Origin of the sequence: Mesorhizobium sp. LjNodule214, from assembly GCF_964252735.1 — a bacterium.
Taxonomy (GTDB): Bacteria; Pseudomonadota; Alphaproteobacteria; order Rhizobiales; family Rhizobiaceae; genus Mesorhizobium.
In genome coordinates this window covers 1,300,500-1,320,372 of sequence record NZ_CAXUPE020000002.1, presented here as the reverse complement: position 1 = coordinate 1,320,372, position 19,873 = coordinate 1,300,500, and the positions used below count along the sequence as shown (strand labels likewise).

The following is a 19,873-nucleotide window of genomic DNA, read 5'->3' as shown; positions in this document are numbered from 1 at the left end:
CTCAGATTTCCAGCTTGGCCGGAAAACCGGGGGCGCGCAGGTCGGTGCCGACCGCATCCTCGAGCAGTTTGACGATCTGGGTCGACCAGGCGTCGCCGCCATAGGCGTCTTTGCCTTGCTGAAAGATCGCTTTTACCCGCGACGCGAGATCGAGCGGCACGCCGAATGTCTCACCCATGCCCAATGCGAAGCCGAGATCTTTCAGCGCCAGGTCCATGGTGAAGCCGATGTCGTAGGAGCCGTTCAGGACGAGCTGGCTTTCGGTCTCGTGGACGAAGCTGTTGCCGGAGGAGGCGACGATGGCGTGATAGGACTGGGCGAGGTCGAGCCCGCCTTTTTTGGCCAGCATCAGCGCTTCGCCGGCGGCGACAAGATGGATGAAGGCCAGCATGTTGGTGATGACCTTGATGACCGCCGCCGAGCCGATCGGCCCCATCAGAAACGACTTCGCGCACATCGCCTCTATGGCTGGGCGATGGCGTGCGTAGAGTGCTGGATCGCCGCCGACCAGCGCCGTGATCTTGCCGACGGCCGCCAGATGGACGCCGCCGGTCACCGGGCACTCCAGCGTCTCGACGCCCTTTGCCGAAGCGAGGGCTGCGAGCCGCAGAATCTCGTCACGGCCATTGGTCGACATCTCGATCCAGGTGCCGCCTTCGGGCAGGCCTTCGAGCAATCCCTCGGGGCCGGACAGCACGGCTTCGCTGACCATCGGCGACGGCAGGCATGTGATGGCATTGCCGGCGCGGGCGGCGGCCTCTGCGGGGCTCTTGGCGGCAACAGCGCCGAGCGCTACCAGGCGATCGACGGCGGCCGGGTCGCGGTCGAAGACGGTGACGGCGAAGCCGTTGCGGACCAGGCTGGCGGCTTGGTTGCCGCCGAGATGGCCAAGGCCGATGAAGGCGTAGTTTTCGCTCACGGCATCAACGGCGTCTGCATCATCTGCAGATGCAATTCCTTGCCGTTCCAGGGATGCGCCTCGCAGACGGCCTCATTGAGCTCGACACCGAGACCGGGCTCCTTTGACGGGATGACGTTGCCGTCCTGCCATTCGATCTTCTTCTTGAGCAGCGTCGCGTGAAAACCGTCCCACTGCTTCAGCGATTCGAGGATCAGGAAGTTGGGCAGCGTCACGGCCAGCTGGATGTTGGCGGCGCCGACGATCGGCCCGCAATAGCAATGCGGCGCGACCTGGATGTGGTAGGCCTCGGCCATGGCGGCGATCTTCTTGGTCTCGAGAATGCCGCCGGAGCGGCCGAGGTCCGGCTGCAAGATGGTGGCGGCGCGGTTCTCGATGACGCGGGCGAATTCGAACTTGGTCGTCAGCCGTTCGCCGGTGGCGATCGGGATCGACGTGCCGCGAGCGACCTGCGCCATCACCTCGGGCATGTCGGGCGGCACCGGCTCCTCGAACCACAGTGGATCGTAAGGCTCGATGGCGCGGGCGAGCCGCAGCGCGCCCGAAGCGGTGAACTGGCCGTGGGTGCCGAACAGGATGTCGGCGCGCGTGCCGACCGCCTCGCGGATCGCCTTGATCATGCGGGCGGAGAGGTCGATGTCGATGAGACGCGGCTGGTGGCCGTCGAAGGCGGTGTAGGGGCCGGCCGGGTCGAGCTTGACCGCATTGAAACCCTGCTCGACATATTCGAGCGCGCAGGCAGCCGCCAAGTCCGGATCGTTGTAGACATTCTTGCCGTGCGCGTCCTCGGAATGGACGCTGCCCGTATGCGGATAGAGATAGGTGTAGGAGCGCAGCGTCTCGTGCACCTGGCCGCCGAGCAGCTTGTAGACCGGCTTGTCGGCCTGCTTGCCGATAATGTCCCAGCAGGCCATTTCGAGCGCCGAGAAACAGCCCATGCCTGACACGTCGGGGCGCTGGGTGAAGCCGGACGAATAGGCGCGGCGGAAGAAATTCTCGATGTCGTGCGGATCGCGGCCGACGAGATAGCGCTCGGCCATGTCCTCGATCATCCTGGCGGTGACATGGCCGGAGAAGGTGGCGTTGTAGGCCTCGCCATAGCCGACCACGCCACCATCGGTGGTGAGCTTGACGAAGATGAAATATTTGCCGCCGATGCCGGGCGGCGGGTTGCCGACAACCCAGGTCTTGACGTCGGTGATCTTCATTTCTGATCCTCCAGAACCAGTTCGGCGCCCTTCCATCCGGTCAGGATCGAAGCGGCGTTGGTGTTGCCGGTGATGTTGTCGGGAAAGATCGAGGCGTCGATGACGCGAAGTCCTTCGAGACCATGCACCTTGAGGCGCGGGTCGACCACGGCGCGCGCGGCATCCGGCCCCATGCGGCAGGTCGAGACCGGATGATAGACGGTGCCCGAGCGCTTCCGGAAATCCGCAATCAGATCGGCGTCCGAAGTGATTGATGGACCGGGCAAAACCTCTTCCTCGATGATCTCGGCCATCGCCGGCATCGAGGCGATCTTGCGCACGAACTTCACCGCTGCCAGCATTTCGTCGACATCGGCGTTGGTCGAATAGGCGTTGGCCGTGATCCGCGGATAGTCGCGCGGATTCTTCGAACGGATCATGATCTCGCCGCGGCTCGATGGGCGGCAGTTGGACAGGCCGATGGAAAAGCCCGGCCACGGATCGGGCGTCAGGATCGGGCGCTCGCCGCTCTTCGGAATGACGGTCGAGAAAGCCTGGAAATAGAGCTGCATGTTGGGGCGAGCAGCGGTCGGGTCGGTGCGGAAGAAGCCGCCGGCATTGTTCATCGACAGCGACAACGGACCGGAGCGCAGCAGGATGTATTGCATGCCGACCATGAGCTTGCCCCACCATGGGCGCAGGACCTGGTTGAGCGTCGGCAGCCTGCCCTTGAAGGTGTAGTTGATGCCGACATGGTCCTGCAGGTTCGCGCCGACATTCTCGTTGGCGCGAACGACCGGAATGCCCAGCCCCTTGAGCAGCGCTGAGGGGCCGATGCCGGAGAGCTGCAGAAGTTGCGGGGAGTTGATCGAACCGCCCGACAGGATCACTTCGCGGCCGGCGCGGGCGGTCTTCGTCTCGCCATTCTGCAGATATTCGACGCCGACGGCGCGCTTGCCCTCGAACAGGATTCTTGTGGCCAGCGCATTCGTCTCGACGCGGATGTTCTTTCGCTTCATCGCCGGGCGCAGGAAGGCGCGGGCGGCCGACATGCGGCGGCCGTTCCTCGTGGTGATCTGGTAGATGCCGACGCCTTCCTGGGAGGCGCCGTTGAAATCGGGATTGAGCGGCAGGCCGGCCTGCTGGCCAGCGGCGAGATAGCGCCGGGTCAGTGGGTGGACGGCGCTCGTGCAGTCGGTGATATGCAAGGGACCGCCGACGCCGCGCCATTTGTCCGCGCCGGCCTCATTGTCTTCCAGCGCCTTGAAGGCCGGCAGCAGATCGTCATGGCCCCAGCCGGGGTTGCCGGCGGCCGCCCAGGCGTCGAAATCCTCGCGAGCGCCCCTGATATACACCATGGCGTTGATCGAGCTGGAACCACCGAGCAGCTTGCCGCGCGGCCAGTGGTCGGCATTGCCGGCAAGGCCGGGGTCCGGCTCGGCTTTGTAGTTCCAGTTGACCGCGGGATCGAAGAAGGTCTTGCCGTAGCCAAGCGGCATCTGCACATAGAAGCGCCGATCGGTGCCGCCGGCTTCCAGAACCAGAATCGAGAAGCGCCCCGAAGCCGACAGTTTGTCCGCCAGGACCGAGCCGGCCGAGCCGGAGCCGACGATGATGAAATCAAAACTCTGCATGATGGGTTGGGCGGCTCCGGAAACTCAGGCCGCAGCCTAGACGCCGCAGGCTTCTCAAGTCGCCGTGCCTTCCGGCATTCCTTGTGAAAAAAGCGACCGCTACCGGGACGCGCTTTTCGCAATGACCGGCACTTGCGACATTTCGAGCGCGTTGACGCCTCGACGGCATGCCGATACGGGATTGGACCTGTCGATCTTGAGGGGATTTCCGCATGGTGCACTACGCTGAAGGACGGCCGATCGGCGATCTGACGCTGCGGACGCTGGCTATGCCTTCGGACGCCAATGCGGCGGGCGACATTTTTGGCGGCTGGGTGATGGCGCAGATGGACCTTGCCTGCGGCATCCGCGCGGCCGAGCGCGCCAAGGGCCGCGTGGTGACGGCGGCGGTGAAGGAGATGTCGTTCGCCAAGCCAATGAAGATCGGCGACACGCTGTGCATCTACACCCATGTCGAACGTGTCGGCCGCACCTCGATGACGCTCAAGGTCGAGGCCTGGGCGCAGCGCTACCTTTCCGACCTTATGGAGAAGGTCACCCATGCCGATTTCGTCATGGTGGCGCTGGACGGCGAGGGCAAGCCGAAGGCGGTTCCGGCGGAAGGCTGATCGGCGCAATTTTCGCAGATTCCCGACGACGGAAAGCTCCTGCCGGGCATCACCAATGGCGACCTCGGCGCAGGTCCTTGGCGCGCTGCCCGTGAATGCGGCGAGAGCAGGGCGGCACGGCCGGAAGACAATGCGTCAACACATGCTGAACGGTGCTGTGATGGGTGCCTTTGCGACCCTGGTCTGACAGCCTGGTGCGATCTCTGTTGGCGAGGTCCAGGGAGGCATTGCGGGGCGCAAATTGGGCATCGGAAATCAGCGCCACATTCGGTAGCCGGCCAAGTGTCGGATCTCCATCCCTGACGTCGCGTATGTACCAGCTGAACTGCTGTGCAGTCGCCGTGATCTGACACCATGCATGCCGACCTGCAGAAATTGCTTCATCCGAAATCGATCCGAAATCGAACCGGGTCAGGAACCTTCCGCAGCGCTTGACGCGACCACGTCAGCAGAAAAGCACCGATCGATGCGCGGTGGGAAAAGACCTTGCAATGCAAGGGTTTCAGGCGTGCATCCCGTCGAACTTTTCGCGTGCCGCCCTGACGCGTTCGGTGTTCTTGCGCGCCCATTCGCCGAGCGCGCTGACTGGGATAAGCAGCTCGTGGCCAAGCTCGGTCAGCTCATAGTCGACGCGCGGCGGGATGGTCGGAAACACGGTGCGGGTGACGAAGCCGTCGCGCTCCAGCCCGCGCAGAGTGGTGGTCAGCATCTTCTGCGAAATGCCGCCCACGGCGCTGCGCAATTCGTTGAAGCGCAGCGGTCCGTCGCCGAGCTTGCCGACGACGAGCACGGTCCATTTGTCGCCGACACGCTGCAGGATTTCCGAGATGGCGCGGCAATCCTCGGAGCGGTGTGGGTGCCTCAGTAACAAAAAAGTGCCTCCTTGCGCTTCGCGCGGACAGTCACTCATATATCTCAGGTATCTAAACGATACCACCATTTCCTGACATGGAGAGCCTCCCAGATGTCCAAGCCCAAAATCGCTATTGTCGTCGGTTCGACCCGCGCCGCGCGTTTCGCCGATGTGCCCACTCAGTGGATCGCCAAGATCGCCAAGTCGCATGCCGACATCGACGTCGAAGTCGTCGATCTGCGCGATTTCCCACTGCCGTTCTTCGACGAGGTCGCGTCCTCCGCCTGGGCACCGTCGCAGAACGAAGTGGCGCAGCGTTGGCAGAAGAAGGTCGCCGAGTTCGACGGCTTCATCTTCACCGCCGCCGAGTACAATCATGGCCCGACGGCCGTGCTGAAGAACGCCATCGATTATGCCGCCAATGAGTGGAACAAGAAGCCGGCCGGCTTCGTCGGCTATGGCAGCGTCGGCGGCGCCCGCGCCGTCGAGCAGCTGCGCCTGCATGCCGTCGAACTGCAGATGGCGCCGGTCAAATCGGCGGTCCATATCGCCTGGGGCGATTTCCTCGCCGTCCGCCAGGGCGAGAAGAAGCTCGAGGAGCTCGAGCACCTGAACCAGGCCGCCACCGCGCTCGTCAACGACGTTGCCTGGTGGGCCAAGGTCCTGAAGGCAGCGCGCAACGCCGATGCGATCGACCAGGAAGCCAAGGCGGCCTGATCGCCTCTCGAATTATCCTCCGAAGGATATGGGGCGGCGCTTGCGCCGCCCTTTTCAATTTCCGGACGCTGCCGGAGCGTGCTGCGCCTGTCTTGGCCTGATGATACAATCGGCCAAACGTTCCCGCTCGTTCAGCTCGTCGGCATGGTGCTGCCCCCATTCGCAGAGCGCCAGCAGGATGGGTTCGAGGCTGAAGCCAAGCGGCGTCGCGGAATATTCGACGCGCGAGGGGATTTCGGCAAAGATTTCACGGCTGACGAGGCCGTGCTCCTCCATTTCGCGAAGCTGCTGGATCAGCACTTTTTGGGTAATGGCGGGCACCTGTGACTTCAGCGCCGACAGCCGCCTGGGTCCATCGAAGAGATGATAGAGGATGACCGCCTTCCAGCGGCCAGAGATCACTTTCAAGGCGCGTTCGGCCGGCAGCATCGGCAGTCTCTTGATAGGGCCGGTCATGGTCACCTCTTGGTCAGCAGGGGACAAATGAGTTTGTAGTCCGAGCCTCGCAGATAGTGGCAAACAGCTGCTGTTGCCATAGCGAGGTTGCCATGCGTGCCATTCAACTCAACCGTTTCGGCGGTCCCGATATTCTTGATGTCGTGGAGATGCCCAAGCCCGAGCCGCAGGCCGGCGAGGTGCTGGTCCGCGTTCATGCGGCCGGCGTGAATTTCTTCGAGGCGCTGATGCGCGCCGACCGCTACGCGGTCACGCCGCGACTACCTCTCATCCTCGGCGTGGAGGCTGCAGGGATCGCCGAGGCCATTGGGCAGGGCGTGGACGCAAAGCTGCTTGGCGCACGCGTCGCGGCGCCGCTGTTTGCGTCAACCCACCCCTTTGGCGGCTACGCCGACTATGTGACGATCGATGCCGGCCTTGCCGTATCCTTGCCGGATGCGCTCTCTTTCGAGGATGCGACGGCCTTGATGGTGCAGGGGCTGACGGCCCTGCATCTGCTGCGACAGAGCCCGCCAGCCGGCAAATCGGTGCTGGTTGGCGCTGCCGCCGGCGGTGTCGGGTCACTGCTCGTCCAGCTTGCCAAACGAAGCGGCGCCAGCACTGTGATCGCTGCCGCCGGCAGCAGGGCCAAGCTCGATCTTGCGATGTCGCTCGGAGCCGATGCCGCGACCGATTACGGCCGGACGGCTTGGGCCGCCCAGGTCCGGGAAGTGACAGGCGGGGTTGGCGTTGACATCGTCTACGACACCGTGGGCGGTGCGATGACGGCAACGGCGCTAGAGGCGCTGGCACCTTGCGGCGAGCTGGTGTTTGCCGCGCTTGGCAGATACGCACTGAGTGCGGCGGAGATGGAAGCGATGATCGGCCGCAACCAGTCGCTCAGGGGGTTTGCCCTGCTGCCGCTGCTTACGCCCGCCGGGCTGCGTGAAAACCTGTCGGAGCTCTTCCAGCTCGCCGCTAGCGCCGCGCTTGTCGTGACCACTGGCGCACGCTTCCCAATCGCCCAGGCGGGCGACGCGCATCGCCTGCTGGAGGATCGTCGCTCCACAGGCAAGGTCGTGCTGGTGCCTTGAGTATCGCCGATCAAATCGTCCCGAGTCCGGTCGCGGAATCTGATCTCCGTCACCAGAAGTGGACTTGCTATAGCCAACCGCCCGAAAATCCGGCTCGGCGAAGTCCCGCGGCGATGGCCGGCACGCGGCGCATCAGTCGCCATAGGAAGTCCGATCGGTAGTTCTCGATCATCAGGGCGATCGGCCCCTGATTGATGCCGACATGGTCCGGCGATACCCAACCGCAGGAGCGGCCGTCGGCGGCGGCGATTGTCGGATTGAAGCTTGCGGTGAAACCGTAAGGGTTGCCCTGGTGCAGGTCGATCTCGTGGAAATGGCGCAGCGCCGGCAGAACGATCTCCGGCGCAAAGGGCAGTGAAGTAATCGCCGCCCACGGCGACAGCGTGCCGTCATCCGGGCCGAAAGGCGCGCCGCGCGCCAGATAGCTGTAGAAGCGGCGGCCACTAACCGTCTTCTGACGTTTTGTCGGGCCCGGGCCGTCGCTGGCGGTGATGCCCCAGCAAGTCTCGCCATAACCACTAAAACCCTTCGGATTGCGGATGGCGTAGTCGCGCTGCAGATAGGTCGCCTGGCGGCTGTTCTCGAAATAGTCGCTGCCGTGATTGCGCATGAACGCATCGCGGATGCCGCGAAAATCGATCCAGATATGCGAGAACTGGTGGACGAACAGAGGACCAGCATAAACCAGTTCCTGGCCATAGATCTTCTTCCACTTGTAGGTGGACAGCCAGGCCGCGTAGCTCTCGGGTGGCAGCGGATGGGTCGGCGAGCCGAGACCTAGCACATAAAGGATCACCGCCTCGTCGTAGCCTTGCCAGCGGTAGCGCAGGAAGCCTTTCTCAGGCCGCCAGCCATGGGTGACGGTGGCGCCGCCGTTCTGCGCCCAGCGCCAGTCGACGCGGCGGTAGAGCGCATCGGCGAGCCGGCGGATTTCCAGTTCGGATTCGTCGTCCGCATCAAAATAGGCGCCGGCTGCCAGCATACCGGCGAGCAGAAGCGCGGTGTCGACCGTCGACAACTCACACTTCCAGACGCGGCGGCCGGTCTCCATGTCGAGGAAATGATAGTAGAAGCCCTTGTAGCCGGTGGCGTCGGGTTCTGGTCCGTGCGGCGCGTTCCAGAAGAAACGAAGCGTTGCGAGCGTCCGTGCAGCGGCGGCGGCGCGCGTCATGAAACCGCGCTCGACACCAACAGGATAGGCCGACAAAGCGAGCCCGACGGCGGCTATGCTGGCGGGCGACGCTTGCGTGTTGCGGTCGGCGACCAGGCCATTGGCCGGGTTGGCCTCCTTGAGGAAATAATCGAAGGACAGGCGCTGGGTGTTCGAGAGAAGCTCGTCATTTAGCTTGTGGTCGCTCGATGCATCCATGGCTGCCGATATAGAGGTTTTCGCTGCGCTTCCCACCTTTTTCGGTGATCAATCATAGGTGAGGAAGGCGAAGGCGGATAGCGATAGGCGTCAACCGCGCCAAAATTCAGGCTGAGACACTATGCCTTCAATCGGCAAACCTTGCCGAGGCCAATCATCGCTGCCGAACACTCGGCAATGAGCGTCTGTGGCGCGAGCACGCCGCGGTTTGAAAATCAGACAAGCGCCAGGAGCGGACATCAGGAGTAGACGTACCGAACGTCCTGTTTTCGGCCGGAAGCGGAACGTCCGCTTCGGGATGATGGGGCTAGAAAGCCGACCGTTTCATCCAGGGTAGTGCCGACCGCTTTGCGCCAGAAGCTGGCCTTCGTGATTTCATGTCCAAATATCGCGTTTCAGATCGTACTCGGACACTCGGAGAACGCCATTCACGAGATTAGCGAAGCATCGACAACGATGGAGACGGCGAAATCGACGAGGAAGATCAAGGCTGAGCAGTCAGCGACATCGGCAGCGTCGGCCGTCCCTTCCCGACGTTTGATGGCAACGGATGACGTTCAGGGCGCTCACCACGGCGGCGGCGAGCCCGACACCATACCGCAGGCGATCGACGCGACGGGCGCCGAGGGCCGTACCTGACTCTATGTTCCCTTCACGATTCTCGGTTTAGTCGGTCGGCGGGATTGAGCCGCGCTCTCGAGGGCCAAGGCCAACCGCTTCTCGTCTTCGATGGCGCGATCGACTGCCTCAATTTCCTCTTGGAGCGCCTTCAGCTCGGCTCCGTAGCTGGAGCCGTCGCTGTCCCCGATCTGAAAGCCACTTGCCCGCATTGCGTCGCGGGTATGGTGGACGTTACGGACTCCTTCGCGTCGAGTCGCGACCAGGATTTCCCTGAATTCTCCAAGACGTTCAGCGTGATTGCGAGTCATTGCGTTCTCCTATTTCGTCGTCATCGTCGCCGACGGCGATTCAGAACGGCTAAATCTTACGGCGCAGAAGGTTTAAGGAGATACTCTCGACAAAGCATGAGTGCGGAAGCTCAAATTTGAACGTCTTGCAATAACGTGGAGCGCGGCAGGCGGAAACAGGCTTGGGACCCGACCGATCACCGACCAGGTAGTACTAGACTCTTCGGCCGAGCGCGCCTGCTGCTCGGCGCGCTTGCTCGTTGGCGCGCTTGCTGGTCCATCCAGCTGCCGATTCTGGATCGCAAGGGTCCGTTTCTGAGCGCACAGCGCTGGTCTCAATGGCCGATAAGCGGCGCAAAGCTGCCGTTCGCGTTGTGGAAGACATACGTCCGCTTCGGGTGGCGGATTCAACTGATCGGCCTCGGTCCGTTGACGGTCGGCCGGGCGAATGCCACCGGTTGGTGAGATCACCGAAAAGATCGATGAAGACTCTCGATCAAACCGTCGGCCGATCGAACTCATCGACTCGCCAGCCCGCCAGCGATCCCAAATCTCAGACCGCTGAGTTGACGAGTAGTAAATGCGACGTCGCTGCTTCATGCCCCACACTCCATCTTTGACAAAAGACTAGTGTGTTGCATTCACCTGTTGAGCCCACCAACGATAGCGGACAATCAAACTCCAAGGTTTGATGCTCGATCTGTTCAAAGCGGACGTGGAGGCTAGCTGATTATTCATCAGCGCACGCGAATTGCCCCGCCATCATATCTTCGCCCCGCTTTGGGCTGCCAGTTCGCCGTCCAGCCAAGGATCGCTTTCAGCTAGCTGCCCCCCAGCGTCCGCCACGCGCCAGAAAGTGTAGTCAGCTTGGTGCAGGATGGTGTTCTCGAGGCTGCGCTGCACCAACTCGCCTTCGCCCGAATGAGCTGCGGCACAATGGGCGATCCCCTCCGGCAGTCCCATTGCCAAGCAGATGTAGAGGCCGAAGGCCGGATGGCGGATCGACGGCCTGCCGTTTGCGCGCGGATCGGCGTTCCACCGCCGCACGTTTTCGGGATCGAACTCCCACACCTTGCCTATATCGTGGCAGAGGCAGCCGCCGATCAGGACGTCGCGGTCATAGCGGTAGCTGGGAAACAGCGCCGCTATCTCTTCGGCGATCTTTACCGCCATGCGGGTGACCGAGCGAAAATGGTCAGCCTGGGTTCCGTGGCGAAGCGGGCGCGTGTCGTAATTGCCAGAGGGCTTCATTTCTGAAATGCGAGAGAAAGGGCTGGCGGCCAACGCCGCAGCCCAGGCGTCCGTGACGTTCTGGCGCAACGTCGAGTCGGAGATCCATTCTATCTCGGGAAGCTCAGCCACGACGTCAGCACGCATTGTATCGGTGATCGTAATGCGCTTCCCGATCAACTCAACCACACGTGGTTCGGTCATAGGATCATCCTCGCCGCGGAAGCAGAGCAAAGGTTGCTCCAGACATACTGAGCTGCTCGTGTTCTCGCACACGAGCAGTTTCAAATAGACTACCACATCCACGCGAGGAACGCGCTCCGTCCGGTTCGGCGAACCTAGGGTCCGCTGATGGTGCTGTGGACCGTACTCCGACAACCGTTCATTCTGTTTGGCTGAAGAGGATGGAGGAGCCATGTAGCCTCCTCGAGTGCTCGCTAGCTTTCGGCTTGCAAACGATGGCTGCCGTTGGCCCAAGCCAGAGCTTCTTCCAAACGGTCGTCTCCCCAAAACGTCTCATTATCAACGACGAAAGCAGGTGAGCCGAAGATGCCATATTCACGAGCAGCATCCGTTTCCGACTTAAGGCGTTCGTGCGCGGCGGGTCCATTTGCCTCGGCAATTACGGTGTCGGCATCCTTTCCGAGTGAATGCAGCACGTGATCGAGCTGACGTCTATCCCCAAGCGCCATCCCTTCCAGGTACCACGACCTGAAGCTCGCAACGGTGTAGGCCTCACACCAGCCGCCTTCGGCCGCCACCATCGCGACCCGATTGGCCAACAGGTCAGGGTCGGTCGGCCAGATTGGCGGCTTCACGAAGGGAACCCCGTCAATCGAGGCACGTCTTTCGATGTCGCGCCACATGTATTTGATCTTCGCGGTCTGGGTACGAAGCGCGATGTTGTTCTCGGCCATCACGGTACGGACGTTGAAGGGGCGCCAACTCACGGTGACGCCGACCTCTTTCGCCAGGGCTCCGATCCGCATCACCGAGAGGTACGCGTACCCGCTGCCGAAGAAATAGAAGAAGTCGACATGCTTCATCAACTGCCCCACCGCCATTCAATGGACGCTTGCGGAATTTATCATGCAAGGCGTGGAGTTCATAACATTTCGCTGCAAAACGCGGTGAGCATCGCCAATCACGACAGGTTCGTTGGTGACTGGAAGGCGCGCCAAATTTATGCCGGAGACGCTGACGAGGGCTATTGGAGATGTTTCCGATACAAGGTTTCCTTCCCGTCGCGGATTTTCGCGCCAATTTTATCGGGCGCCCCGAAGCTGCGGCCGAAACGGTAGCGATGTCCTCTGTGGATGGCTCCCGTATTGCAAGAGGTAATTCGTTGTTCTGGCGCATTGGTCGGGTGCAGTCTTCTGTCCGGCCTGTTCATGCAGCCGTTCGAAGCTGCTGGCCCTGATGGGTCGGCGAACAAGGTCCCAATCTGCTTTGCAGGCTATGATGCCTCCGACATCGCATGGGTTATCCCTGTTCCCGGCCTGACCGGTCTCGCCATCACATCGCGTCGCTCTTACAACCTCATAGAGCCGATTGATCGGCTCGATCTGATTTCTGCTTCAGTGTCTCATCTTCTGCGCAACTTACGCTGCAAGGTTCGGAGCATGACGCGCTTGATAGGTTTCGCCGCGCGCCATGATAGCCCACACCACGCGGGCCATCTTGTTTGCCATGGCTACGCTCGCCACGCGCGCTGGCTTCCTGGCGAGCAACGCGAGGAGGCGCGGATCCGCAGCCTCGGGCTTATGCCTTGCCCGTCGGATCAGAGAGGTCGCGCCGATCACAAGGAGCTTTCTCAGGTACCGGTCGCCCATCTTGGTGATGTGCCCGAGACGGTCCTTTCCGCCGCTCGAGTTTTGCGAAGGTGTCAGCCCGAGCCAGGCGGCAAACTCTCGACCCGAGCGGAACCGACTCGGATCAGCAACCGAGGCCGCCAACGCAGTGGCACCGATCGGGCCAATGCCAGGTATGGTCGATAGACGCCGTGCCACTTCATTCGTTCTTTGCTGGGCAAGGATCGACCGGTCAATGGTCTGGAGCCGGGCATGGGTGTCGAGCACCTGCTCGCACAGGAGACACAGAATCTGCAGTGCCATTGCCGGTACGTCCAATGTGGATTTCTTCGCGGCTATCTGGCGCGCCAGCCTAAGCGCCCGCTCCAAACCTTCGGGAATATCGATGCCGAACTCGGCCAACAGGCCGCGGATCATATTCACCAGTTGCGTACGCTGCTTGACCAGAAGATTACGGGCGCGGTGAAGCGATAGGGCCGCTTGCTGCTCGGCTGACTTCATCACGACGAAAACGCATGGTCGGGCGTGTCACCGCTTCGCAAATCGCTTCCGCGTCCACCGCATCATTCTTTCCGCGCTTCACATAGGGCTTCACGTAGGACGGTGGCATCAGGCGGACTTCATGGCCGAGCTCCGTCAACTCTCGAGCCCAATGATGCGATGTGCCGCACGCCTCCATGCCGATCAGTGAGGGCGGCAACTTGGTGAAGAACGGCAGAACTTGCGATCGGCGCAGTGCCTTGCGAACAACAACGTCTCCAGACGCGTCGACGGCGTGAACTTGAAAAATGCGCTTGGCCAGATCAAGGCCCACGGTGGCAATCTGCATGGCGGATGGCTCCTTAGCTCGGGTTGCCTGACAGCAAACCCACTGTGGCACTGTGATGCCGGGAGCGGGAGCCATCCACCTCATCTGCTTTTGGCGGACGGACCGGATCGTTGGAATGACCGACATGCGGCGCAAAGCTGCCGTTCGCGTTGTGGAAGACGTACGTCCGCTTCGGGTCAAAAAGCCGACATTCCGAAAGTCAGCGCGCCAGCTCGCGGTGGCCGCTTGCAAGTCGGGTGGCGATGAGCTTGTCGATGCGGCGGCCGTCGAGGTCGACGACCTCGAAGCGCCAGCCTTGTGCGTCGACGCATTCGCCGGTCGCCGGCAGGTGATGCATGTGCGACAGCACATAGCCGGCGACGGTCTCGTAATCGCGGTTCTCCGGCAGGTCGATGCCCAGAATGTCCGCCATCTCGTCGGCCTGCATGTAGCCTGCAAGCAGCCATGAGCCGTCCTCGCGCTTGACGGCGTTTTCCTCCTCGCCGGCATCGAGATCCGCGCGGAAGACACCGGTGATGGCTTCCAGGATGTCGGCCGGCGTGACGATGCCTTCGAAATGGCCGTATTCGTCATGGACCAGGGCCATCGGCACATCCGATTCCTTCAGCTTCGACAGCACGTCGAGCGCATCGGCCTGGTCATGGACGATGGGGGCGGCGCGCACGTGCCGGCGCGGCTCCAGCGCCCTGCCGCCGAGGATCGCCGCCAGCACGTCGCGGGTCTGGACAACGCCGATCATGGCATCGACGCCGCCGTCGCCGGCCGGCAGGCGCGAATGCTGGGTCTCCACCAAGAGCTTGCGGATGGTGGTCTCGTCGGACTGCAGGTTGATCCAGTCGACTTCGGTGCGCGGCGTCATCACCGCGCGCACGGCGCGGTCGCCAAGCCGCATGACGCCGGCGATCATTCGCCGCTCGTCGGATTCGATGGTGCCGTGATGCTCGGCCTCGGCGACCAGCATCTTGATCTCCTCGTCGGTGACCTTGTCCTCGCTCTCGCCGCGCTGGCCAAGCAGCCACAATATGGCGCGACCGGAAATGTCGAGCAGGAAGACGAGCGGTGCCGCGACGGTGGCAAGGATGGTCATCGCCGGCGCGACCCTCGCGGCAACGCGTTCTGGATCGCGTAGCGCGATCTGCTTGGGCACCAACTCTCCGACGATCAGCGAGCCATAGGTGATGGCGGCAACGACAATGCCGACGCCGAGCGGGTCGGCAACGGTTTCACGAATACCGGTCGATGCCAGGAACTGCGCCAGCCGCGCGCCGAGCGTGGCGCCCGAGAAGGCGCCGGACAGAACGCCGACCAGGGTGATGCCGATCTGCACCGAGGACAGGAATTTGCCGGGATTGGCGCCAAGCGCCAGCGCGCGGCCGGCACCCTTGACGTTGCGGTCGATCATCGTCTTGAGGCGGGCCGGCCGTGACGAGACGATGGCAAGTTCCGACATCGACAGAAGGCCGTTCACACAGATGAGGACGACCACGGTGGCGATTTCAACGTAAAGCATGCGCGGTCAATAGCATTGCGGCGCGGTCTTCGAAAATAGTCAGCCATGATTTTTAGAAGATCACGCTCACGACCATTTCAATCCGATCCAGGACCTATGATCTCAAGGCAATTGACTGAGCACGCCGATCACTGCCTTGCCGTCGGTGAAATAGGGATCGCCGCCGCCATTGCGCCCGGTTTTTGTCGCGCCGACACCTTGTATCTCGCTGGTCGAAATCAGCATGCGGGCGGCGCGGAGGTCGCCGATCAGGAAGTTACGCTCGGCATCGATGTCGGGACCGATATGGTGGGTTATGGCGCCGGTGTCGTGGCTGAGGCCGACACCGCGATCGAAACTGGCGGATCCGAGCCAGAGCGGTCGACCGTCGTCACCGCGGGCGTCGGCCTGCCAGAAGCGGACGTGGTGACGCCGGTCGGCGCTGTCGCCGACCGGATTCTCAAAGGCCAGATCCTGGGCGCGGCCCTCGAACAGCAGCCGGCTGACCGGCGCATCGGGGTAGGGGCGTCCAAACAGCACACTTTCGCCGATTTCGATCGCGGTCTTCAGCGTGACGGCGTCTGCCGTGTCCCAACCGGCGGCGCCGAAGGCGTGGACGACCTCCTTCTCAGTGCCGACAAGGCCGATATTGATCGGGTCGCCCGGGATGCCTTGCGGCGTGTGCGTGATCATCTCGAAGTGCTGCGTGCGGAAGCCGCGGTCCCGCCACGTCCAGAATTCGGGCGCTGCGAAATAGGCGAACGCCAGATAGAAGGCGCAGAACGCCGCCAGCCAGATCGTTGCGCGTCGTCGAAGGGTGCGTTGGCTCATCCGATACCGCCAAACATGTACGGCATCATTCTATGCGGCGTTGCCAACCTTGGGCAAAGGGCATCCGCCTGGGATCAACGGCAGGCGCGGTAGCCGCTCTTGCGGTTCTTGATGTCGAAATGGAAATGGTTGCGGTGGTCGTAATTGTAGCCGGGGCCGAGCACGGTGGTGAAATACTGGCAGCCGTCGGCGCGCACGGTGTTGAGGAAGCCGCGGGTGCGGAAGGCGAACAGGCCGGGCTTGCGCACGTCGATGTCGTCGCCATTGTTGAGCTCGATGCTCATGACGTCGAGCGCATTGCCCTTGCCGTGCTCGGACAACACACCTTCGCCGGCGATGTTGCGGCAGGAATAGCTGGAGCCCTGATGGATGGTCTTGACGCCGGAGAAATAGCGCCAGCGGGCGGATGGCACGAGTTCGTTCTTCGTCCAGCCGGCGAAGGTGGCGGCCATGTCGCAGGTCAGCGTCGCGGCGGGTTTCATCTGAATGCTGCCGATGGCCGAGACCTTGACCGGATAGTCGATGCCGCATTGTCCTTCATGGATCTGCGCAACTTCGGTGTATGCGACGCGGAGGCGCTTGAGCTCGCTGCGGCAATCGATCTCGCTGGCCGGCATCTGTTCGAGCGGCGACATCGGCTCGTCCATGCGCGGATAGGCGGCGGTCATATAGGGGTTGGAGGGAACGAGGCGCTGCATGCCCTGGTATTGCGGGACGGCGGCGGGCACCGCGGCGGTCTGGCTGCCGACATCGACGGCGGGCTGGAGCGAGAAGACATCTCCGGTGGTGCAGGCCGACACCGCCGCAATCGCAAGCACTGTCGCCAGCCGCCCGACGGCGATGCGCGCATGTTTCTTGTACCGTGCCATGGCAAACATGGCGCCAGATCTTCCGGCCATTGAAAGGCATCCCTGTCCCCGGATGGCACAAGTCTAGTCGCCAAGAGTAAAGGAAAAATCAGCGCCGGCGTTCATCCCTGCGGCCGAATTGCGGCTTCAACGATGGGGAAGCGTTACTGGCAGAAAGTGCCGCCGTGGCGGCGCGGCTCGAGATCGAGATGAAAGTGCAGCGAATGGTCGGCGTCGCTGCCCGGGCCAAGCACGGTCTTGAACGGCCCGCAGGCCGCCTTGCGTACCGCGTTCAGGAATTTCCCCTCCTTTTCGGGCGGCGCCGGGCCAACTTCGATCTTCTTGCCGTCCGAGAGCGTGAAGCTGGTAATGTCGAGCGCATTGCCGAAGGCGTGCTCCGACAGCTTTCCACCGTTATGGCGCGGCCGGCAGACGAAGGCGGAAGCCTGCCCGATCGACTTCAGGTCGGCACCGAATTCGGCTTTCGCGGCGGACTGGATCACATCGGCGACAAAGCGCGCCGACGCCTCGGCCATGGCGCAATTGAGCTCGGTGGCGGGGGCGATCGTGACGGATTTGCCGAGCGTCCTCAGGGTGATCGGGTAGGGGATCGAGCAGCCGATCGCTTGATCGTGCTCGGCCTTGTGTTCCTCGAAGTCGACGCCCATCGATTTCAGCCTTCTGCGGCAGGCGAGCTCCTCCTCCGGCATTTCCGGGGCGGGAACGGAAGCCGATCTCGGGTCCGGAAGGGGCTTTTTCTCCTGCGGCGGTTTCTCCGGCGGGCTCGGCGGGCTAGCCGGCGGCACTGCCTGCGACGGCTTTTCGGCAGGCATGGGTGCCGTTGCCGGCGGTTCGGACGTGCCGGACGGCGCGTTGGTTGGGCGCGGCTCGGGAACCGGAACGTCCGCCGGCGCTGGTTCCGGCGTTGGTCCAGGCTGGTTGAGTTCAGGCACCGGCACGGTTTCAGGAAGTTTCGGAGCCTTGGCGAGCGCTGGCCCCGCCAATAGCATCGCCGCCGCCAAAGGCAGCGCCAATCTGTAAAATCCTGGGAGGGTCAGCGCCGCCATCGCCCCCAAACGGCGGGGCCGTACGGAAGTTGCCTCGGAAAGCGCATTCGGCCGATCACGATCGGTAACCGCAATGTCACGCGCCGATCACTTCCAGTCCTTCTTCCAGCCAATCGGCGAGTTGCGGCATGCCGAGCAGATATTTCGCGGTACGCTTGTTGGCACGCTCGCGCGCCGCCGCCAGCGCGTCGGCCCATTCCGAGGCGTCGTAGTCGCCCCGGCCGACCCAGGCGAGCGCTACCAGTTCGGCCGCCTCGTCGACATTGAGGTCGTTGATCAGTTCGCGAAATTCCTCCTCGGTCAGGTTTTCCGAACTTTCCTCGGCGAGACCGTCATGGTGATGGTTGTCGTGCGACTGGCCGTCGAGCTCGATCTCATGCTCGGCTCCGTCGGCATAGTCCTCATTGACGGCAGCGCTCAGCGCCTTCGCCTTGAGGATGAACAGGCGCACGGTGTCCGGGCCGATCGAAAGCTCCCATTCCCTTTCGAGGCGCTGCTGCACGGGCCTTCTCCGCATGCTCCATTGGCCGTTTGCCGGATGATAGCGGATTTACAGCATTCGTCACGTCATCTTCGGTTAGCGGGCGTCAAGCTGCAAATGTTGGCGGCCGCTGTTTCTTTCCGGGATGAAACGGCATGGCACCTGCGTTAGTATCGCATTGTCATTCTCAAGGAGGCTTCGATGCGCAGACGTTTGTTGATTCAGGTCATGGCTGTTGCCGCCCTGCCGCTGTTTGCGGCGCCCGCATTCACGGCTGGTGAAGGCGGTGGCGGTGGCGACACCCCCAAGTGCAAAAAGGGTGAGGTCTGGGACAAGAAGCTGAAGAAGTGTGTCACGCCGAAATACGGCATGCTCGACGACGACAACATCTATGAAGCGGGCCACGATTTGGCGATGGCCGGGCGCTATGACGAGGCGATCGCCGTGCTTAGCCTTGCCGCCAACAAGCAGGATCCGCGCATCCTCAACTATCTCGGCTATTCGCATCGCCATTCCGGCCGCATCACTGTCGGCCTCGGCTATTACGAGGAAGCGCTGCGCATCAACCCCGACTATACGCTGGTGCGCGAATATCTCGGCGAGGCGCATCTGCAGATGGGCGATCTCGCCGGCGCCCGCGAACAGCTCAGCGAGATCGAAAAGCGCACCGGCAAGGGTTCGCGTGAATACGGCATGCTGGCCGACCAGATCGACCATTTCATGCGGAGCTGATTCGACCGCGACGAATGCTTTGGGCCGGCTGCGGGCGATCGCAGCCGGTTTTTTGTTGCCTCCTGCACACTTGCCGCAGCGTCAGGTGCGGAATCAGCGGGGGATTTTTCAAAAACCCATTTTTGGGCGTGAAAAACGTGCGAAGATTGCTATATTCAGCCAAATTGCGGTGAAACGGTTCCGTTAGCCCGAGGCTGCCGGACCGTTTTCTTTTTGTACCCATCGACAAGGCTATCCCCGAAACGCGGGGCTAGCGGCAGGAAAGGTCAGGCATGATGAACATGGTCCCGATGACAGGCGAGGGGTTCGCGTCATTGAAGGAAGAACTGCGCTGGCGCCAGCAGGAAGAGCGGCCGCGCATCATCGAGGCGATCTCCGAAGCGCGCTCGCATGGCGACCTTTCCGAAAACGCCGAATACCATGCGGCGAAAGAGTCGCAGAGCCACAATGAGGGTCGCGTCAACGAGCTCGAAGACCTGATTGCGCGGGCCGAGGTGATCGACGTCACCAAGCTCAGCGGCGACAAGGTCAAGTTCGGCGCCACGGTGGTGCTGGTCGACGAGGACACCGAAGAGAAGAAGACCTACCAGATCGTCGGCGACCAGGAAGCCGACGTGAAGTCGGGCCGCATCTCGATCTCCTCGCCGATTGCCCGCGCGCTCATCGGCAAGGAAGTCGGCGACGCCATAGAGGTCAACGCGCCCGGTGGTGCCAGGGGGTACGAGATCGTCCAGGTGCAGTTCATCTAGGGAATTTGAGGGGCAGGATTTGTTTCTGAATTGCGCTATTCGGCGCCGCCCCTCATCGCCCTGCCGGGCACTTCTCCCCGTA

Annotated in this window: 20 protein-coding genes and 1 pseudogene; 6 read left to right on the top strand and 15 right to left on the bottom strand. The window is 62.5% G+C overall.

Annotated features, from left to right (window positions below):
• Position 1: 1 nt before the first annotated feature.
• From ACSQ3Z_RS20080 to ACSQ3Z_RS20070, 3 genes are read right to left on the bottom strand one after another with little or no spacing between them, the layout of a single operon-like run.
• A complete protein-coding gene (locus tag ACSQ3Z_RS20080; RefSeq protein WP_436173031.1) occupies positions 2-919 on the bottom strand; it encodes an NAD(P)-dependent oxidoreductase in 918 nt (305 codons plus the stop codon).
• Positions 916-2,127: a mandelate racemase/muconate lactonizing enzyme family protein gene (locus ACSQ3Z_RS20075; protein WP_436173030.1), complete on the bottom strand. Its 1,212-nt coding sequence runs from the start codon at positions 2,125-2,127 to the stop codon at positions 916-918. The genes ACSQ3Z_RS20080 and ACSQ3Z_RS20075 overlap by 4 nt, the downstream gene beginning before the upstream one ends.
• Positions 2,124-3,740, bottom strand: a complete 1,617-nt coding sequence (locus ACSQ3Z_RS20070) for a GMC family oxidoreductase (protein ID WP_436173029.1) — start codon at positions 3,738-3,740, stop codon at positions 2,124-2,126. Before ACSQ3Z_RS20070 ends, ACSQ3Z_RS20075 begins: the two co-directional genes overlap by 4 nt.
• A 212-nt stretch (positions 3,741-3,952) precedes the next feature.
• On the opposite strand from ACSQ3Z_RS20070, the gene ACSQ3Z_RS20065 reads away from it, so the two are divergent.
• Complete coding sequence (locus ACSQ3Z_RS20065; RefSeq protein WP_404280287.1) at positions 3,953-4,348, top strand: acyl-CoA thioesterase; 396 nt, start codon at positions 3,953-3,955, stop codon at positions 4,346-4,348.
• 502 nt (positions 4,349-4,850) lie between these two features.
• Here the strand turns inward: ACSQ3Z_RS20065 and ACSQ3Z_RS20060 are convergent.
• On the bottom strand, positions 4,851-5,219 hold the full coding sequence (locus tag ACSQ3Z_RS20060) for a winged helix-turn-helix transcriptional regulator (protein ID WP_436173028.1): 369 nt from the start codon (positions 5,217-5,219) through the stop codon (positions 4,851-4,853).
• Between the two features lie 93 nt (positions 5,220-5,312).
• On the opposite strand from ACSQ3Z_RS20060, the gene ACSQ3Z_RS20055 reads away from it, so the two are divergent.
• On the top strand, positions 5,313-5,918 hold the full coding sequence (locus tag ACSQ3Z_RS20055) for an NADPH-dependent FMN reductase (RefSeq protein WP_006202495.1): 606 nt from the start codon (positions 5,313-5,315) through the stop codon (positions 5,916-5,918).
• A 54-nt stretch (positions 5,919-5,972) separates the two neighbouring features.
• Here ACSQ3Z_RS20055 and ACSQ3Z_RS20050 read toward each other — a convergent pair whose 3' ends face one another.
• Positions 5,973-6,374 (bottom strand): winged helix-turn-helix transcriptional regulator, encoded by a 402-nt coding sequence (locus tag ACSQ3Z_RS20050; RefSeq protein ID WP_436173027.1) that lies wholly within the window; start codon positions 6,372-6,374, stop codon positions 5,973-5,975.
• Positions 6,375-6,466: 92 nt separating this feature from the next.
• On the opposite strand from ACSQ3Z_RS20050, the gene ACSQ3Z_RS20045 reads away from it, so the two are divergent.
• Positions 6,467-7,447 (top strand): quinone oxidoreductase family protein, encoded by a 981-nt coding sequence (locus ACSQ3Z_RS20045; RefSeq protein ID WP_436173026.1) that lies wholly within the window; start codon positions 6,467-6,469, stop codon positions 7,445-7,447.
• Between the two features lie 67 nt (positions 7,448-7,514).
• Here ACSQ3Z_RS20045 and ACSQ3Z_RS20040 read toward each other — a convergent pair whose 3' ends face one another.
• The gene (locus tag ACSQ3Z_RS20040) at positions 7,515-8,816 is read right to left on the bottom strand and encodes a glucoamylase family protein (RefSeq protein ID WP_436173025.1); all 1,302 of its coding nucleotides are present in this window, start codon (positions 8,814-8,816) and stop codon (positions 7,515-7,517) included.
• Positions 8,817-9,164: 348 nt separating this feature from the next.
• On the opposite strand from ACSQ3Z_RS20040, the gene ACSQ3Z_RS20035 reads away from it, so the two are divergent.
• Positions 9,165-9,455, top strand: coding sequence for a hypothetical protein (locus ACSQ3Z_RS20035; RefSeq protein WP_436173024.1), 291 nt, complete (start codon positions 9,165-9,167; stop codon positions 9,453-9,455).
• Positions 9,456-9,457: 2 nt separating this feature from the next.
• Here the strand turns inward: ACSQ3Z_RS20035 and ACSQ3Z_RS20030 are convergent, their stop codons facing one another.
• The 9 genes and pseudogenes from ACSQ3Z_RS20030 to ACSQ3Z_RS19990 form a co-directional block, all read right to left on the bottom strand.
• Positions 9,458-9,745 carry a hypothetical protein gene (locus ACSQ3Z_RS20030; RefSeq protein WP_436173023.1) on the bottom strand — a complete coding sequence of 96 codons (288 nt, stop codon included), beginning with the start codon at positions 9,743-9,745 and terminating at the stop codon, positions 9,458-9,460.
• A gap of 741 nt (positions 9,746-10,486) precedes the next feature.
• Complete coding sequence (locus tag ACSQ3Z_RS20025) at positions 10,487-11,260, bottom strand: HD domain-containing protein (protein ID WP_436173022.1); 774 nt, start codon at positions 11,258-11,260, stop codon at positions 10,487-10,489.
• 131 nt (positions 11,261-11,391) lie between these two features.
• Positions 11,392-12,000 carry a 2-hydroxychromene-2-carboxylate isomerase gene (locus tag ACSQ3Z_RS20020; RefSeq protein WP_436173021.1) on the bottom strand — a complete coding sequence of 203 codons (609 nt, stop codon included), beginning with the start codon at positions 11,998-12,000 and terminating at the stop codon, positions 11,392-11,394.
• Positions 12,001-12,555: 555 nt separating this feature from the next.
• Positions 12,556-13,594, bottom strand: a pseudogene (locus tag ACSQ3Z_RS20015) (IS110 family transposase).
• Positions 13,595-13,793: 199 nt separating this feature from the next.
• Positions 13,794-15,104 (bottom strand): hemolysin family protein, encoded by a 1,311-nt coding sequence (locus ACSQ3Z_RS20010; RefSeq protein WP_436173020.1) that lies wholly within the window; start codon positions 15,102-15,104, stop codon positions 13,794-13,796.
• Positions 15,105-15,206: 102 nt separating this feature from the next.
• A complete protein-coding gene (locus tag ACSQ3Z_RS20005; RefSeq protein WP_436173019.1) occupies positions 15,207-15,914 on the bottom strand; it encodes an LssY C-terminal domain-containing protein in 708 nt (235 codons plus the stop codon).
• Between the two features lie 74 nt (positions 15,915-15,988).
• A complete protein-coding gene (locus tag ACSQ3Z_RS20000) occupies positions 15,989-16,813 on the bottom strand; it encodes an extensin-like domain-containing protein (protein ID WP_436173018.1) in 825 nt (274 codons plus the stop codon).
• A 113-nt stretch (positions 16,814-16,926) separates the two neighbouring features.
• A complete protein-coding gene (locus ACSQ3Z_RS19995; RefSeq protein ID WP_436173017.1) occupies positions 16,927-17,829 on the bottom strand; it encodes an extensin family protein in 903 nt (300 codons plus the stop codon).
• A 76-nt stretch (positions 17,830-17,905) separates the two neighbouring features.
• Entirely contained in the window at positions 17,906-18,331 is a 426-nt protein-coding gene (locus tag ACSQ3Z_RS19990; RefSeq protein ID WP_006202487.1) for a DUF3775 domain-containing protein, read from the bottom strand.
• Positions 18,332-18,511: 180 nt separating this feature from the next.
• On the opposite strand from ACSQ3Z_RS19990, the gene ACSQ3Z_RS19985 reads away from it, so the two are divergent.
• A complete protein-coding gene (locus tag ACSQ3Z_RS19985; protein WP_436173016.1) occupies positions 18,512-19,042 on the top strand; it encodes a tetratricopeptide repeat protein in 531 nt (176 codons plus the stop codon).
• A gap of 272 nt (positions 19,043-19,314) precedes the next feature.
• Positions 19,315-19,791: a transcription elongation factor GreA gene (gene greA, locus ACSQ3Z_RS19980; protein ID WP_436173015.1), complete on the top strand. Its 477-nt coding sequence runs from the start codon at positions 19,315-19,317 to the stop codon at positions 19,789-19,791.
• Positions 19,792-19,873: the final 82 nt, after the last annotated feature.

Excerpts from the sequence above, each read along its gene's own strand:
- ACSQ3Z_RS20075 (WP_436173030.1), bottom strand. The coding sequence starts at position 2,127 with ATGAAGATCACCGACGTCAAGACCTGGGTTGTCGGCAACCCGCCGCCC.
- ACSQ3Z_RS20070 (WP_436173029.1), bottom strand. The coding sequence starts at position 3,740 with ATGCAGAGTTTTGATTTCATCATCGTCGGCTCCGGCTCGGCCGGCTCG.
- ACSQ3Z_RS20065 (WP_404280287.1), top strand. The coding sequence starts at position 3,953 with ATGGTGCACTACGCTGAAGGACGGCCGATCGGCGATCTGACGCTGCGG.
- ACSQ3Z_RS20055 (WP_006202495.1), top strand. The coding sequence starts at position 5,313 with ATGTCCAAGCCCAAAATCGCTATTGTCGTCGGTTCGACCCGCGCCGCG.
- ACSQ3Z_RS20050 (WP_436173027.1), bottom strand. The coding sequence starts at position 6,374 with ATGACCGGCCCTATCAAGAGACTGCCGATGCTGCCGGCCGAACGCGCC.
- ACSQ3Z_RS20045 (WP_436173026.1), top strand. The coding sequence starts at position 6,467 with ATGCGTGCCATTCAACTCAACCGTTTCGGCGGTCCCGATATTCTTGAT.
- ACSQ3Z_RS20040 (WP_436173025.1), bottom strand. The coding sequence starts at position 8,816 with ATGGATGCATCGAGCGACCACAAGCTAAATGACGAGCTTCTCTCGAAC.
- ACSQ3Z_RS20030 (WP_436173023.1), bottom strand. The coding sequence starts at position 9,745 with ATGACTCGCAATCACGCTGAACGTCTTGGAGAATTCAGGGAAATCCTG.
- ACSQ3Z_RS20020 (WP_436173021.1), bottom strand. The coding sequence starts at position 12,000 with ATGAAGCATGTCGACTTCTTCTATTTCTTCGGCAGCGGGTACGCGTAC.
- ACSQ3Z_RS20010 (WP_436173020.1), bottom strand. The coding sequence starts at position 15,104 with ATGCTTTACGTTGAAATCGCCACCGTGGTCGTCCTCATCTGTGTGAAC.
- ACSQ3Z_RS20005 (WP_436173019.1), bottom strand. The coding sequence starts at position 15,914 with ATGAGCCAACGCACCCTTCGACGACGCGCAACGATCTGGCTGGCGGCG.
- ACSQ3Z_RS20000 (WP_436173018.1), bottom strand. The coding sequence starts at position 16,813 with ATGGCCGGAAGATCTGGCGCCATGTTTGCCATGGCACGGTACAAGAAA.
- ACSQ3Z_RS19995 (WP_436173017.1), bottom strand. The coding sequence starts at position 17,829 with ATGGCGGCGCTGACCCTCCCAGGATTTTACAGATTGGCGCTGCCTTTG.
- ACSQ3Z_RS19985 (WP_436173016.1), top strand. The coding sequence starts at position 18,512 with ATGCGCAGACGTTTGTTGATTCAGGTCATGGCTGTTGCCGCCCTGCCG.
- greA (WP_436173015.1), top strand. The coding sequence starts at position 19,315 with ATGATGAACATGGTCCCGATGACAGGCGAGGGGTTCGCGTCATTGAAG.